Genomic DNA, 14,724 nt, shown 5'->3' with positions numbered 1-14,724 from the left:
CGGTCCTGAAAATACCGATATTGACATTCTCTACCAGGGTACGGTACTTGATCTCACTTTCCTTTAAAGCACGCATTATCAGGCTCAGCTCACTTATTTGCTCCTGTAGCTGAGGGTAGTAACTCTTCCTGTGCGAGGTTTCACCTAATCCTATAATCTTCTTTCGTAGACTATCCAGCCTGAGATCCTCTTCAGAGTGCGGCATGGTAAAGACTCTCAATATCCTCTATAGTGGCAGAACGAGGGTTTGTAGCCAGACAGGGGTCAAGGAATGCATTCTGACTGAGGAATTCAATGTCCTTTTCTTTAACCCCCATGTTATATAAGCCAGGTTTGATACCCAGCTGGTCGGTCATATTGCGCAGTTTGAGTATCAGATCATCTGGTCCTTTATTCTTTGACGTTCTCTTTCCAGACATAGCAGTTTCAAGAGCCCTGTATTTGTCCGGTACCTGGGAATAATTAAAGGCAACGACATGTTCCAGAAGCTGGGCGTTGCATTCACCATGCGGGGAGTCCAAATAACCTCCCAGGCTATGGGCCATAGCATGCACTAAACCCAGGCTGGCATTGGAAAAAGCCAGGCCTGCATACATGCTTCCCAGCATGACCTGATCCCTGAATATGATATTTTCAGGAGCTGCGTACACTTTTGGGAGATATTCTGCTAATAGTTTAGTTGCCTCCAAAGCATACATATCTGTCATGACAGAGGAAGCATTTGAAACGTATGCCTCAAAAGCATGGCACAGAGCATCCATGCCCGTAGCTGCGGTCAGTTCGGGGCTCATGGTCATGGTCATCTCAGGATCTATAAGTGCAAGGTCTGGTAGCATAATTTTGCTGACTATAGTGAACTTGCGTTTCTTCTGTTCATCAGTGATCACAGCGAATTGAGACACATCAGCAGAGGAACCGGCTGTTGTAGGAATGCATATGATAGGCGGTGCAGGCAGAGCCACTTCATCTACTCCTTCCAGTTCCAGGACGTTGCACCTGTTAGATACAACCGCACCAATGGTCTTGCCACAGTCCATAACGCTACCGCCGCCCACAGCCACGATCACATCACATTCTTCTTCCATATAACATTCTGCTCCCCGCATGACCTCTTCAGACCGGGGATTTGGAGATACCTTGTCATAGGTCACTACCTCTAACCCTGAATAGTTAAGATAATCCGCTATTTCTCCGGCCCAGCCAGCTTTAATGACACCTGTATCGCTGATCAAGAATATGTTCCGGCCAGACAGACTCCGGACGTACTGGCCGATGAAACTTCGGGACCCATCACCCAAAATGATCTCTGGTGCCACGAACTTGCGGATGGGAAAGCCTGTATGCAGTATATTGCTCAGTTCTTCAGCATCTTTCTTGGCCATTTAGTTACATCTCCCGGTATGCTCCAATACACAAAGAATAAGCGGTGAATTATTAACAATAAGATACTGCCATAATAGATTGGGCTATGTAGGCATAAAAGTATTATGTTGTGCTGCACGCTGCGGCAATTTTCATCTATAGGTTTTCATGGCGCTCTGCATGTGGCGCACAAGCTCTTCCGGATACTGAGAGCCGATCAGTAAATTTTTCCCACCTTTGAGTTCCAATTGCACACCACGATCACCGCTTACATTGTAAGCCATACCCTTATGTCCATAGCGTATGCCCCATCCTCCGTATTCTTTCAATGGGGAGTATACCCGTACTTTATAGCTGATCATACTCTCATAGGGATAGCGTCTGTAAGAAAAGTGAAAAGGATAGAATCGTACATACAGCCCGTCCTGTCGTACTTCAGTTATAAGTTTGAGGGAATACATGAAAAGGGGCAGCAGGATCCCAAAGAGAACAAGGAGTACTGATACTCCGGTATCAGATGCAGGGTTTTCACCGAAGTCTTTACCAAAGATCAATTGCTGTATGGCGCCATACCACACCATAGAGGTGGGTATGAGGACCAGCAACCAGAGCCATCATTGATCGAAACGTTGCATTTCCCTGAAAAGGACAGTACTTTCTGAGCTCATAATGTCATGGGAGCATATCCGTGATATGAATCTTGTGGTATTCTCATATAAGAGTGTCTAATATTGAGATCACAGCGATATCACATTCCGAAATGTTCCATCAGCGGATGCAGCAGAGTGAACAATCCGATCGCAATAATAACAGAACCACTTGCAAGGGGTAATTTTTCCAGTTTACTGCTGCCCACATAGCTCTGCAGGAACCCACGACCTTTTACAAACATCACAGACAGGCAAACTATGGAAAGAGCAAGTCCAATGCTGAATACAAGTATGTATACCAAACCATTGTACACATGGTTGGTGGCAATGCCCAGGAGCAGTACAGCCAGAGCTGCCGGACAGGGAACCAGGCCGGTAGAAAGCCCAATAGCGATCACCCCTTTGCGAGTATCGATCTGGTGGCTGTGATCATGTTCATGATGGTGATAGAACCTGCGTAGTACCCATGCACCCACACCGATGAGTATCAGACCTCCGAGCACGCTCATAATATCGTGAGTAATATCGGCATTCAGGGTATTTACAAGGTAGATAGATGCTACTCCTAGAGCGATCACTACTATCACATGGGAGAACACAACGGTTAATCCCAGTATAAGTGCATCTTTCAGGTCTGCACGCGTACTCATAACGAACACTGCCATTACAGATTTGCCATGGCCAGGCTCAAGCGCATGTAATGCACCCAGGAGGAATGCGGATATGATCAGCACGAAATTCATGTCGGAGAGCAATACCTCCGGCTCTGGCAATATATTCATTCGATCACCTCTATCTTAAGAATCAGCTTAAGTCAGTATAAATAACACTTAGTGCTACTATATGTCAGGTAGCATATAAATATGTTATGATTAAGTATGTTAAAAATGAATGTAAAAGTAACACCTAAACTCTTGTCTAAAATATTCTTCTGAAAAATACATCAAAAATAAAGAAAACAAAAATATAAAAAAGAAAAATAAAATTAAAAATGAATTGCTGTTGTAAGCTCTTACATCATCTTCGTAGGATCTGTCTGCCGCGGAGCCTTGATCACGAGGAAACGGAAATTCTCTGTTCCTTCGTTCATCAGTCTGTGGGGTATCTTTGCAGGACTCTCTATAAGCATATCCTTTGAGACCAGTTCTTGTTCCTCTCCGATCTCCACAATGCCTTCTCCTTCAAGGATGTAAAAACATACATCTGTCGGTGTGGAGTGCTTCTTCAGGCTTTCCCCTGGCTTCAGCTCCATGTGCATTATCTGTGCATGTTCCGTATCATATAATTTATTCACAGAGACACCGTGAGGATTCTCCTGTTTATTGGCTTTTTTTACATCGATGATCTTCATCCATATCACCTGAAAAGATTTAGATGAGGACCTTCATGTCCTCTTCTACAGTTGAATTTGGCCTGATGTTAAAGTTTTCCACCAGTACATTGAGCACATTGGGCGAAACGAATGCCGGCAAGGTTGGTCCGAGCATGATGTTCTTCACACCCAGGCTCAGCAATGCAAGCAGCACAAGCACAGCCTTCTGCTCGTACCATGCAATGTTGTAGGATACAGGCAGGTCATTTATGTCCTTCAGCCCGAATGCCTCTGCGAGCTTCTGGGCTATGACGACCAGTGAATAACAATCGTTGCATTGTCCTGCATCGATAACTCTTGGGATACCGCCTATGTCTCCCAGGTCCAGCTTATTGTAGCGATACTTTGCACAACCTGCTGTCAGGATCACGGTATCCTTTGGCAGGGCATGTGCGAACTGTGTGTAGTAATCCCTTTCCTTGTGCCTGCCGTCACATCCGGCCATCACTAAGAACTTTTTGATCTGTCCTGCTTTGACCGCTGCGATGATCTTATCGGCAACAGAGAGAGCTGATACGTGTGCAAATCCTCCCATGATGGTGCCTTCTTCAAGTTGCACGGGTGGTTTACACTGCTTTGCCTGCTCGATGATCGCAGAGAGATCCTTTGCTCCATCCTTATTTGCTGTTATATGTTTGACACCATCGAAACCCACAACACCTGTGGTGTAGATGCGGTCAAGATAAGAATCCTTGGGAGGCACGATACAGTTCGTGGTCATCAGTATAGGACCATTGAATTTCTCGAACTCTTCTTTCTGCTTCCACCAGGAACCTCCATAGTTGCCTACAAAGTTGTCATATTTCTTGAAGGCAGGGTATGAGTTTGCGGGGAGCATCTCGCCATGTGTGTACACATCCACGCCTGTTCCCTGGGTTTGCTGAAGCAGCTGTTCCAGATCGCGCAGGTCATGACCACTGACGAGTATTCCCGGATTATTACGGACGCCGATGTTCACAGCTGTAGGCTCTGGGTTCCCATACGTGGAAGTGTTTGCCTTATCAAGCAAAGCCATTGTGGTAACACCCACTGAACCACATTCCAGCACCAGGGGAATGAGCTCGGCTACACCCATGTCATCATCCATTGTTGCCAGCAGAGCCTTCTCTATGAAAGCGGAGATCGCATCATCTGTGTATCCGAGAACTCTTGCATGGTGGGCATACGCTGCCATGCCTTTAACACCGTAGATCAGCAGTTCCCTGAGGGAGCGTATATCCTCGTTCTCTGTGGCAAGGATGCCCGTGTTTATGCTGGCCAGGCTTTCAGCAGTAACCTTTGCTACAAGGGGCAACGGCTCTCCGGCTTTCGGGCTGGCACCCAATAGCTTTTCTTTTATCCATCTTGGGAAAGATGAACTGGAACCTTCGTCAATGACCTTTGCACTGAGAAGTTTCTTTTTGATCCCATCTTTAATGTCAAAGCCTTCATCGATCATGGACTGAATGTCTGCTTTGCAGAAATTGGTATTTGTGACTGTTGCAAAAAGCCCGTCAAGGATGAACTCATCGGTCTTTGCCTCATTGAGCTTGCTAGCCCTTGCCTTTGAGTTGTAGAAGGCGATACTCTTCAGGACATATAGCAGGTCATCCTGCAGGTCAGCAACATCTTCTTTCTTTCCGCAGACGCCGTTCTTTGTGCAGCCTGTTCCATTAAGGGTTTCCTCACACTGGTAGCAAAACATATTTTCACCTTATGCAATTTGATATCTTTTTGATACCAGTATATTGTGGATACTACCATATAAGGAGGGCAGTTTCCATGTGGATACTCTGAAATATGTTTTGAGGGCTAATAAGATAAAAATAAAAAAAAGATATGAAGGATAGGCTCTATTCAGAGTTCCTGCTATTCTATAAGGTAAAGTGAACTACAAATCCTCTGTTAAGCATTAATTACAGCCTATCCATGCTTGTTCGATCATTCGGTGATGCAAATGCAATGTTTTATGCTGCATCAAAGAACTTAACTGCAAAGTCGCAGAACCTGATGATAACATCTTTGTCCAGCTCGAATTCCTTCCTGTTCCCGAGATAGTTACGTGAAGATGGAGTTATCTCCTTGCCTTCTTTCAGTTCATCGTAGGTTATGCATTTTATGTGTTTCTTTGACACAATGATAAAGTAGCAGTTCTCATATGGATAATCCGGTCCTATGTCATCAAAAGTGAATGTTTCGTTCTTCCTGAACTTGACATCAGTGAAATAGACTTCACCGCTGGTCGGATGCTGTATCACGAGGTCAGGCATTCTTTTGATATTTACCGCAGCATCGGCACGAACACCTTTCAGGAGCTGCATCACTCCGGGAAAGCTGTTTGCCATATTGTACCTGAATACACTGTACCCTAAATATGTGAACAATTCCCCGACAAGAGTTTCAGCTATCCTGCCCTTGATCATGTTCTCGATAAAGATGCTGTCTTTTTCTGAGATACTATTTGAATTAACACTTTTTTCATGACCAGTACAGGCTTGGACATTTGCAACTTCATTATCTAGGCTGTACTGTGATCTCTGATGCTCCCTGCAGAGAGGGCGGTCAAATCTGTGCAAGGAAAAATTGTGTTCGGCTTCTGTAATATCAGCATTGCATTCTGAACAAACGTTATTCATTTTTTTACACCTCAAATAATTGGTAGCTGTATAAATATATTAATAGTATTTTAACTTTACTCTGTATAAAAAGCAGGCATGTGATCAAATAAAAAAATGTATAAAAACGATAGCAAGGTAGTGAGAGAAGTAAATTGGAGAGCTGTATCGACCATAGCATAAGATGGTATGTATGGTCTGAACATGCTTTCAGAGAAACACATAAATCCGGGTTCAGCAGAATTTAACAGGTGACAGGTCCAATAAGAGATAAGATCATATTGAACATTCCCTGCTTTCGATTGCACAACCAGCGGATCGCAGGTACTGGATGTGACAATCCAGGCGAACTGGTCAAGTACCTCGTGGCAATGCAGGCACAGGATCATGCAGGTGCTAAATGGTCTATTGGCGTAAGACTGTCAGATGCTACAGATGCAGATGTGGAGAAAGCAATTGCAGACAGGGATATTGTACGTACATGGCTGATGCGCGGTACGTTACATTTTGTGGCTGCTGAAGACATTCACTGGCTGCTGGGATTGGTGGCCCCGCGTATTATTGCAGGCAGCGCTACAAGGCATCAGCAGCTGGACCTTGACAATGGGACCTTTGCACACTGCAAAGACATTTTTTCAAATGCATTGCAGGGCGGTAAGCAGCTGACAAGATCTGATATGTATGCACTGCTTGAGAAAGAACATATCTCCACAACCGGACAACGTGGCTATCATATTCTGTGGTGGGCTGCCCTGGGAGGGTTGATCTGTTTTGGTCCTCAGGACGGCAAACAGCAAACGTTCGTACTACTCGATGAGTGGGTGTCGAAAAAGAAGATATTAGGGCGTGATCAGGCTCTGGCTGAACTTGCGAGGCGATATTTTGCCAGCAGAGGATCTGCTACATTGCAGGACTTCGTATGGTGGTCGGGACTTAAGATCACTGAGGCACGAGCCGGTCTTTTAGCAGTTGCATCAGAGCTGGAACAATTCACAGTGGATGGTCAGACCTATTGGATGCCATCAAATACAGTAAATGTGTGTGAAAAGATGCAGAGAATATATTTACTGCCAGGCTTCGACGAGTATATGCTGGGATATAAAGATAGAACTGCCATACTTGATCCACAATATGCCCATCAGATAGTTCCCTGGAACAATGGCATGTTCAGGTCGACCATCGTTATGGATGGCCGGATAGCAGGGACATGGCGTCGTTCTTTCAAAAGAGGTTCTGTTATTATCAAGCCTCAGCCGTTTGTTGAGTTCACTGAAAAAGAACTTGAGCAATTATCGGCAGCAGCAGACCACTATGGGAGATTCCTTGGGATGCCTGTGATAATAGAGTGAAATATCAATATGATATGGCTTTGCAGTTCCGATAACTATTATGCCTTGATCTCTGCTTTTAATTGCTGGTAGCATTCTTCAAAGATCTTCTGGTTACCATTATTGAATTCCAGTATCTCAAAATCGAATATTTCTGCGAATTCCTTTATTGCATCATCAAAGTTCTCAGTATACGTAAGGCCTGTATTGATCTTTGCTACCCTTTTGTATCCGATCATCTCATGGGTCTTTTTCATCATTTGTAATGCCTTTTCCGGATCACCGTGCAGCCTGCTGTTTATATCAAGCAGTTCCCTCCAGCCTTTGCTATACATGGGTGTAAAGAGATACGTCCCTGCATCACTCACGCTTTTAAGTATCTTCAGGTAGTTATCCACTCCACCTACAGTAGCCCCTATACAGTCATCTACTATCCTGTCCTTATTGTCTTTCAGGATATGCACAGGGCATGAGAGTGCATTGGCAGCAAAGTCCTTTTCTATATTTCCAAGCACATTGCCGCATAAGCCGTAAAAAAGTAAGATGCCCGAAGAATAAGGAGCAAGAACTTCGACTGTCTCATATACTTTCTTTTTCAGCTCTTTAGGACTCCTGTGCAGGCCCAGTTCCATAAGATAGATCAGGACAGTGTATTTGGACTTATTTTCTGCTTCGCATATAGGAGAGACATTCCCAAGGGGAAGTGTTGTGTAGTTAATGTTCGTTCTATCGAGCTTTTCCACAAATTCTCCTATGTTCTCATTGTCAACAACAATGATCTCATTGATCGCAGGGTCATTTTCGAGTATCCATAAGATCTCATCCTGCATGATCTTGCATGAAACTATAGTCATAGTAGGCATCAAATTCCTCCATATTTGTTTGGTTGTCGGGATGTATTTTTCAGCTTTGTAGAAATCGTCATGCTACAATCTTACCTTTAAGCAGATGCAACCACAGAGTACACAGAGTCCACGGAGATGTATAACGATTCCAATTCTCTGTGTTCTCTGTGAACTCAGTGGTTAAAACATAATGTTCATGTTTGCTACAGAGCCTATTTTTCAGTAAGTTCTTTTTCCGGAAGGTCGATCCTTCCATCCCAGGTCGGACATTATCAGGAAGATCGATCTTTCAAGCGTTCCTCTTCCCCTTATGCTGGCTAATTGCCTGGCTCCCAGCAAGGTTTCAAGTATAGCTTCTGCACGCGTATCTACAGGGTCGGAAAACTTAAATTCACCTTTTTCCAGGCCGGTTTTCAGAACCTCTGAAAACCATGCCAGCACATCATCCAGCAACAACGAATGCTGTTCCTTTACCTTATCAGGAAGCCCTTCAAAATCAAGAATAAGGGAACCTATAGGGCAGATATTGCGGCCTTTGTCGAATTCTTTCAGCATGAAATCAAAGAAATATTGCAGCTGTTCACGGGCCGAGCAGCCAGAACCGCTCATTCTGGCAGTATCCTCAGCAAATTGCTGTCTTATGCCTTCAAATATGGTTGCAACGAGGTCTTCCTTCTGGGGATAATAGTGATGAATAGCTGCATTCTTTATGCCAAGCTTTTGGGAAATGTCCCGGTAGCTGAACCCATTGTAGCCTCTGCATTGCAACAAGTTTCTTCCGTAATGGAGTATCTGTTGATTGGTAGTGTTCATCTCTTCCATGATCGTATACTTACTTACTAGTAAGTAAGGAATATGGTTCACTTGTATAAGAACTATTTGCTTTATGCATGAAGGGTTAGATCACACTTCATATTGAGTAAGGGATTTTGATGTCAGCTTATCTTTCTGATTCCCTTGTACCTGTACATGAAGCTCTTTCTCCTTTGTGTTTTTCACAATGGTTCAGTTTTAGAAACTACCAATTTGGTAGAAATTGGTAGGTTTTGGTAGTACATTAATCCAAATTTTCAATATTGAATTCAGATTAATTATTCAGGTTTTTCAGATCATGGCCTTTTTCTTCAATTGACCTTTACTATTGGTGTTTCTAATTAAGATCGAGACAGCTGTGTTCTCTGCGAACTCTATGGTCTACACCAAAATAGTTCCTCTGCAAACCCTAACATCCAAAACTATATCTTTACTCAGATCATCAAGTCTTAGCGGAGCCGTCAAGATGCGCATAGGGGTCTATATTTGTCATTGCGGACTGAACATCGCACACGTCATTAACGTGCATAGCCTGCAGGAGAAGGTCAGCAAGCTAAAGGATGTGGTGCTTGTGAAGGATCTGCAGTTCATGTGTTCGGATTCAGGCCAGGATTCCATAGCTGAGGACATAAAGGCACATGATCTTGATCATATCCTTGTGGCAGCCTGCTCCCCTAAGCTGCATGAACCTACTTTCAGAAGAGTGCTGCAGAAGGCCGGGCTCAACAAGTACATGCTGGAAATGGTGAACATCCGGGAACAATGCTCCTGGGTGCACATGGGAGAACCCCAGCTTGCCACCCAGAAAGCCTTTGACCTCATACGTATGGGTCTCGCACGCCTCAAATTACTGGATCCGCTCCAGATAAAAAAAGTTCCTGCAAATAAGGGGGTACTGATCATAGGCGGGGGGGTTGCTGGCATCGAGGCTGCTCTTACCCTTGCTGACAGCGGTTATCATGTGCACATGGTGGAAAAGGAGCCCACGATCGGTGGTAAGATGGCACTGCTCAACGAGGTGTTCCCAACCAACGACTGCTCCATCTGCGTGCTTGCACCCAAGATGACCGATGTGCAGCAGCATCCGTCTATCGATCTTATGACCATGGCCGAGGTTTCCGAGGTAAGAGGCTTTGCAGGTAATTTTCAGGTAATGATAACAAAGAAACCCAGGTATGTCATCGAGGACAGATGCAAGGGATGCGTGGACGAATGTTCAAGAGTATGTCCTGTGGAGATCCCCAACCGTTTTGATATGGGTATGGGCAGGACCAAGGCGATAAACATGCCCATTCCCCAGGCTGTGCCTCAGATCGCTTACATTGATAACGATTATTGTGTCGGCTGCGGATTGTGCCTGCAGGCCTGCCCTGCAGATGCCATTGACTACAACATGAAAGAAGAAACCATATCTATCAAAGTGGGTGCTATCATCCTTGCCAGCGGCTACAAGCTATTTGACGCAGCCCGCAAGGAGGAATACGGATATGGTGTTTACCCGGATGTCATAACCAACATGGAGCTGGAACGCCTGCTCAATGCTTCCGGACCCACAAGGGGGAAAGTGCTGGTGCCTTCCACCAGGCAAATACCAAAGAAAGTGGCATTTATACAGTGTGTGGGTTCAAGGGATGAGACCGTGGGCAATCCGTACTGTTCGCGGGTATGCTGCATGTCCGCCATGAAGAATGCCCAGCTGCTCAAGGAACGTTATCATGCTATCGAGATAGTCATCCACTATATCGATATACGGGCTGCCGGAGAGATGTATGAAGAGTATTACATCCGTTCTCAGTCAATGGGAATTGATTTCATACGGGGGAAAGTGGCTGAGGTACAGCAGGATATCAATAACAAGCTGTTCCTGAGGTTCGAGGACACATTAAGTTCCGAGGTAAGGGAAGAACACTATGACCTTGTGGTACTTTCCACCGGGCTGGAAGCTCCGGATGATGCTGATAAGATCTCCAGGGTCCTTAATCTTTCCCGCCGTACGGACCGCTTCTTTGCCATTGCCCATCCCAAGATGAGACCTGTGGATTCCCATGTAAAGGGTATTTACGTTGCAGGCTGTGCTTCAGGTCCGAAGGAGATACAAACGGCTATTGCCCAGGGGATAGCAGCCTCGGCCAAGACCATGCAATTACTCTCCTGGGGTGAACTGGAAACCGATCCGCAGAGTGCCCATGTGGACGAGGAGAAATGCATAGGGTGCAGGATATGCGAGGATGTGTGCCAGTTCGGGAAGATCAAGGTCAGCAATGGCAAGGCAACCGTGGATGAGGTATCATGCTACGGATGCGGTGCATGCAGTGCCTCATGTCCTACTGATGCCATCTTGATGCATAACAGCACCGACAAGCAGATCCTGGCCCAGGTGCGGGCGGCCACCGAAATGAAATCGGAGTTCCCTCTTATTGTAGCATTCCTCTGCAACTGGTGCAGTTATACCTGTGCTGACCTTGCAGGCGTTTCAAGGATCCAGTACCCTACAAATATCAGAGTTATACGGGTCATGTGTGCAGGTCGCGTGGACCCGGAGTTCGTGCTGGAGGCCTTTAAGGGCGGGGCAGACGGTGTGCTGGTTGCAGGATGCCGGCTCGGCGAATGCCATTACATCTTTGCCAATTACAGTGCCAAAAAGAGGATGGAAGTGCTGCAGGGAGTGCTAGAGGACATCGGTATCGATCCCCATCGCCTGAAAGTGGAGTGGATATCGGCAGCTGAAGGCGAAAGATTTGCCAGGTCCATTGAAAGCTTTGTGGATGAGCTCAAGGAGATAGGACCCATAGGTTCTGAGCTGCTGGAGGGGCACAATGACGGATGATCGCGATGAAACATCCATGTCCCTGGAAAAGGAAATGGATGTGGATGGTACACACTTCATCTATAGGCAGATCAGCGACAGGTCCAGGAAAGTACTGGACTATGATTACAAAAGATGCATCGGCTGTGGCATATGTGTAGGTCTTTGTCCCACAAAGGCTCTGGAACTTGGCCCTATGAAGGAGATCTCCATGGGGTTGGATGTTCCCCCGGTGACCATGGATCTGGACAAGTGTACTTTCTGTTCCATGTGTGTACAGTTCTGTCCCATGCATGCTTATTCTATGGCCGAGGAGGGTGATTTTCCTTTACAGGAAAGGTTCCCCCAGTACGATGACTTTGTGCGGACCAATGACAAGTGTCTCCCATGTGCTCTATGCGAGGCAGCATGCCCTGAAGATGCCATTGTGCTTGAACTGGACATGCCGACCAAAGCTGAAGTTTCGCCTTTTAAGGAAGGCATGGAAGGTCAGATAGAAATAGACACGGAGAAATGCAACTTTTGTGGGCTATGTGCTCGGTTCTGTGATGCATTCCTGCTCATCGAAAGAGAAAAGACACCCACGGATGTCAGACCTTTCGAGCAGCTGCTGGTGGATGAGGATAAATGCGATTACTGTACCCTTTGCCAGGATCTATGTCCTGAAGATGCCATTCGTGTGGTCGGTGAAAAAAGAGGCGAAGCCCCGCCTGTGGCAGGAAGGGTGCTCATAGATGATATGAAATGCACCCGTTGTACCTGGTGCCAGATAGTATGCCCGTATGATGCAATGGACATTAAGAAACCCATTGAAGGTAAGATCACGCTTATAGCTCCCAACGTGAGCAAATGCGACCCCCAGGGCTGTCATGGGTGTTTCAATGTCTGTCCGTCACATCTGTGGTATGTGTCCAAAGATGGCAAGATCGCTATTCAAGAGGATATGTGTACTTATTGCGGTGCCTGCGTGAATGCCTGTCCTAAGGATGTGATGCGTGTGGACCGGCATGTAATACATCATACCGAGATACCGGACAGTCCCTGGGCGAACCAGTGGAAAGATGCCATTGACTCCATGGTTACAGGAAAACGTAATCTTCCCGATGTATCTCGTACCCTGGAAGTGGAGCCGGAACCGCCCAGAGAACATGTGGAAGTTGAACCTCCCAGCATAGACGGTAATCTCCTGGCACTTGCACGGGCGAGGCTTGAAAAGGTCACACCGGCGTTGAGCAGCACTTCTATCCGCAGGATGCTGGAAAGATCCGAAGATGTCGAGCCTCTGAGGGCTCGCATAAGGGAACAGATACTTAAGAAAGGACAATAAGGAACAATCATTAATACTTGCCTTACTATACGGTCAGAAAGTTGTAGACAAGACCAAATTCCTGAAGGGGATCAATTCTCATGGCTGATAACATAGCTGATAAATTAGATTACAGAGCTCTTGGTTTGAAATGCGGGCTTGAGATCCACCAGCAACTGGACTCAAAGCAGAAACTGTTCTGCAGGTGCCCCACGATCATACGGGATATTAAGGAATCAACTTCGGAGTTCTTCAGGTTCCTGCGTCCCACAGCCAGTGAGATGGGGGAAACTGACAGGGCAGCCCTGGAACAGTCCAAGCTCAACCGTAAATACTGCTATAAGGCCTATGATTCCACGTGCCTTGTGGAAAATGATGATGAGCCCCCCACTGAGGTCAACCCGGAAGCTCTGGACATTGCTCTTGTGATCACCAAACTGCTGCATATGCAGCCCGTTGACCAGATGCACGTAATGCGTAAGATCGTGGTGGACGGTTCCAACACCAGCGGTTTCCAGCGCACTGCTTTCCTTGCAAAGGGCGGTTATCTGGAAACTTCCCAGGGACATGTGGGTGTAGATGTGCTATGTCTTGAAGAGGAAGCGTGTCAGAAAATAGAGGATCAGGGAGATGTGGTGATATATTCCCTGGACAGGCTGGGCATACCTCTTGTGGAAATAGGCACTGCACCGGATATCATATCACCTGCCCATGCAAAAGAAACGGCACAGCAGATAGGCATGCTGCTGCGTTCCACAGGCAAGGTGAAACGCGGCCTTGGTACTATCCGCCAGGATGTGAACATCTCTATCGCAAAAGGTGCAAGGGTGGAACTTAAGGGAGTACAGGCACTGGATATTCTGGAAATGCTTGTGGAGAGGGAAGTTGAGCGTCAGGCGAACCTGCTGGACATCAGGGATGAACTGCTGGCAAAAGACGCTTCTGTGTATGATAAGATATTCGATGTGACCGGTGTCTTTGAAAGGACCACATCCAAGGTCATACAGAAGTCCCTGAAGAAAGGCAAGGTGCTTGCCATACTGCTTCCGGGATTTGCCGGGTTCGTGGGCAGGGAAGTCCAGCCTGGCAGAAGGCTTGGCACAGAGTTCTCTGACCGTGCCAAGACATCGGGAGTTGGTGGGATATTCCACACCGATGAACTTCCGAACTATGGCATTACAGAGGCAGAAGTGCTTGCACTGCGCCAGGCCGTGGGTGCAAAGGACGGAGATGCGGTCATAATGGTGGCCGATGTGGAGAAGCGTGCCAGGGGCGCTATGGAAAGTGTGATAAAAAGAGCAAAGGAAGCTCTTATGGGTGTGCCGGAAGAGACACGCAAGGCACTTTCGGATGGTAATAGTTCCTACCTGCGGCCACTGCCGGGAGCTGCCAGGATGTACCCTGAGACCGATGTACCCCAGGCGGACATATCAAAGGACCATTTCGAGAGCATCCAGGTGCCTGAACTGCTTACAGACAAGTCAAAAAGGTTCAGTGCTGAGCTGGGCTTAAGCAGTGAGCTTGCAGATATGATAGTGTATTCGCCATATCTTCCCTTGTTCGAGGAACTGGTCGCACGTTTCCAGGATGGGAAGATCGTGACACCTACTCTCATCTCCCGTACTCTTACGGGTATGCTGCCGGAGCT

The 14,724-nt window shown here is 46.5% G+C and carries 13 protein-coding genes; 4 read left to right on the top strand and 9 right to left on the bottom strand.

All coding sequences use genetic code 11. The features are described 5' to 3' along the window. From AB7U21_RS05800 to AB7U21_RS05770, 7 genes are all read right to left on the bottom strand, one after another. Positions 1 to 205: hypothetical protein (locus AB7U21_RS05800; RefSeq protein WP_428387648.1), on the bottom strand; the 205-nt coding region annotated here is incomplete at its 3' end. Continuing rightward, positions 192 to 1,382, bottom strand: a complete 1,191-nt coding sequence (gene ercA, locus AB7U21_RS05795) for an alcohol dehydrogenase-like regulatory protein ErcA (RefSeq protein WP_428387646.1) — start codon at positions 1,380 to 1,382, stop codon at positions 192 to 194. The genes AB7U21_RS05800 and ercA, both read right to left, overlap by 14 nt. A gap of 132 nt (positions 1,383 to 1,514) precedes the next feature. After that, positions 1,515 to 1,967 carry a DUF6141 family protein gene (locus AB7U21_RS05790; RefSeq protein ID WP_428387644.1) on the bottom strand — a complete coding sequence of 151 codons (453 nt, stop codon included), beginning with the start codon at positions 1,965 to 1,967 and terminating at the stop codon, positions 1,515 to 1,517. A gap of 143 nt (positions 1,968 to 2,110) precedes the next feature. Beyond that, the gene (locus tag AB7U21_RS05785; protein ID WP_333787600.1) at positions 2,111 to 2,794 is read right to left on the bottom strand and encodes a sulfite exporter TauE/SafE family protein; all 684 of its coding nucleotides are present in this window, start codon (positions 2,792 to 2,794) and stop codon (positions 2,111 to 2,113) included. A gap of 230 nt (positions 2,795 to 3,024) precedes the next feature. Further along, a complete protein-coding gene (locus AB7U21_RS05780; protein ID WP_428387642.1) occupies positions 3,025 to 3,363 on the bottom strand; it encodes a cupin domain-containing protein in 339 nt (112 codons plus the stop codon). A 19-nt stretch (positions 3,364 to 3,382) separates the two neighbouring features. Continuing rightward, complete coding sequence (hcp, locus tag AB7U21_RS05775) at positions 3,383 to 5,068, bottom strand: hydroxylamine reductase (RefSeq protein WP_333787598.1); 1,686 nt, start codon at positions 5,066 to 5,068, stop codon at positions 3,383 to 3,385. Between the two features lie 262 nt (positions 5,069 to 5,330). Next, entirely contained in the window at positions 5,331 to 5,999 is a 669-nt protein-coding gene (locus AB7U21_RS05770; RefSeq protein WP_333787597.1) for a hypothetical protein, read from the bottom strand. A gap of 230 nt (positions 6,000 to 6,229) precedes the next feature. On the opposite strand from AB7U21_RS05770, the gene AB7U21_RS05765 reads away from it, so the two are divergent. Then, positions 6,230 to 7,327 (top strand): winged helix DNA-binding domain-containing protein, encoded by a 1,098-nt coding sequence (locus AB7U21_RS05765; RefSeq protein WP_428387639.1) that lies wholly within the window; start codon positions 6,230 to 6,232, stop codon positions 7,325 to 7,327. A 38-nt stretch (positions 7,328 to 7,365) separates the two neighbouring features. Here AB7U21_RS05765 and AB7U21_RS05760 read toward each other — a convergent pair whose 3' ends face one another. Continuing rightward, the gene (locus AB7U21_RS05760; RefSeq protein ID WP_428387637.1) at positions 7,366 to 8,169 is read right to left on the bottom strand and encodes a DUF1638 domain-containing protein; all 804 of its coding nucleotides are present in this window, start codon (positions 8,167 to 8,169) and stop codon (positions 7,366 to 7,368) included. A 201-nt stretch (positions 8,170 to 8,370) separates the two neighbouring features. Next, positions 8,371 to 8,973 (bottom strand): TetR/AcrR family transcriptional regulator, encoded by a 603-nt coding sequence (locus AB7U21_RS05755; protein ID WP_428387635.1) that lies wholly within the window; start codon positions 8,971 to 8,973, stop codon positions 8,371 to 8,373. A 457-nt stretch (positions 8,974 to 9,430) separates the two neighbouring features. Between AB7U21_RS05755 and hdrA2 the strand changes: the two genes are divergently transcribed. The 3 genes from hdrA2 to gatE all read left to right on the top strand — a co-directional run. After that, a complete protein-coding gene (hdrA2, locus tag AB7U21_RS05750; protein WP_333787610.1) occupies positions 9,431 to 11,791 on the top strand; it encodes a CoB-CoM heterodisulfide reductase HdrA2 in 2,361 nt (786 codons plus the stop codon). Further along, on the top strand, positions 11,781 to 13,097 hold the full coding sequence (locus tag AB7U21_RS05745) for a 4Fe-4S binding protein (RefSeq protein WP_333787594.1): 1,317 nt from the start codon (positions 11,781 to 11,783) through the stop codon (positions 13,095 to 13,097). The genes hdrA2 and AB7U21_RS05745 overlap by 11 nt, the downstream gene beginning before the upstream one ends. 80 nt (positions 13,098 to 13,177) lie before the next feature. Beyond that, positions 13,178 to 14,724: Glu-tRNA(Gln) amidotransferase subunit GatE (gene gatE / locus AB7U21_RS05740; RefSeq protein WP_428387632.1), on the top strand; the 1,547-nt coding region annotated here is incomplete at its 3' end.

Origin of the sequence: Methanomethylovorans sp. (assembly GCF_050177135.1) — an archaeon.
In the GTDB taxonomy this organism is placed as follows: Archaea; Halobacteriota; Methanosarcinia; order Methanosarcinales; family Methanosarcinaceae; genus Methanomethylovorans.
This window is presented reverse-complemented; position numbering and strand designations above follow the sequence as displayed.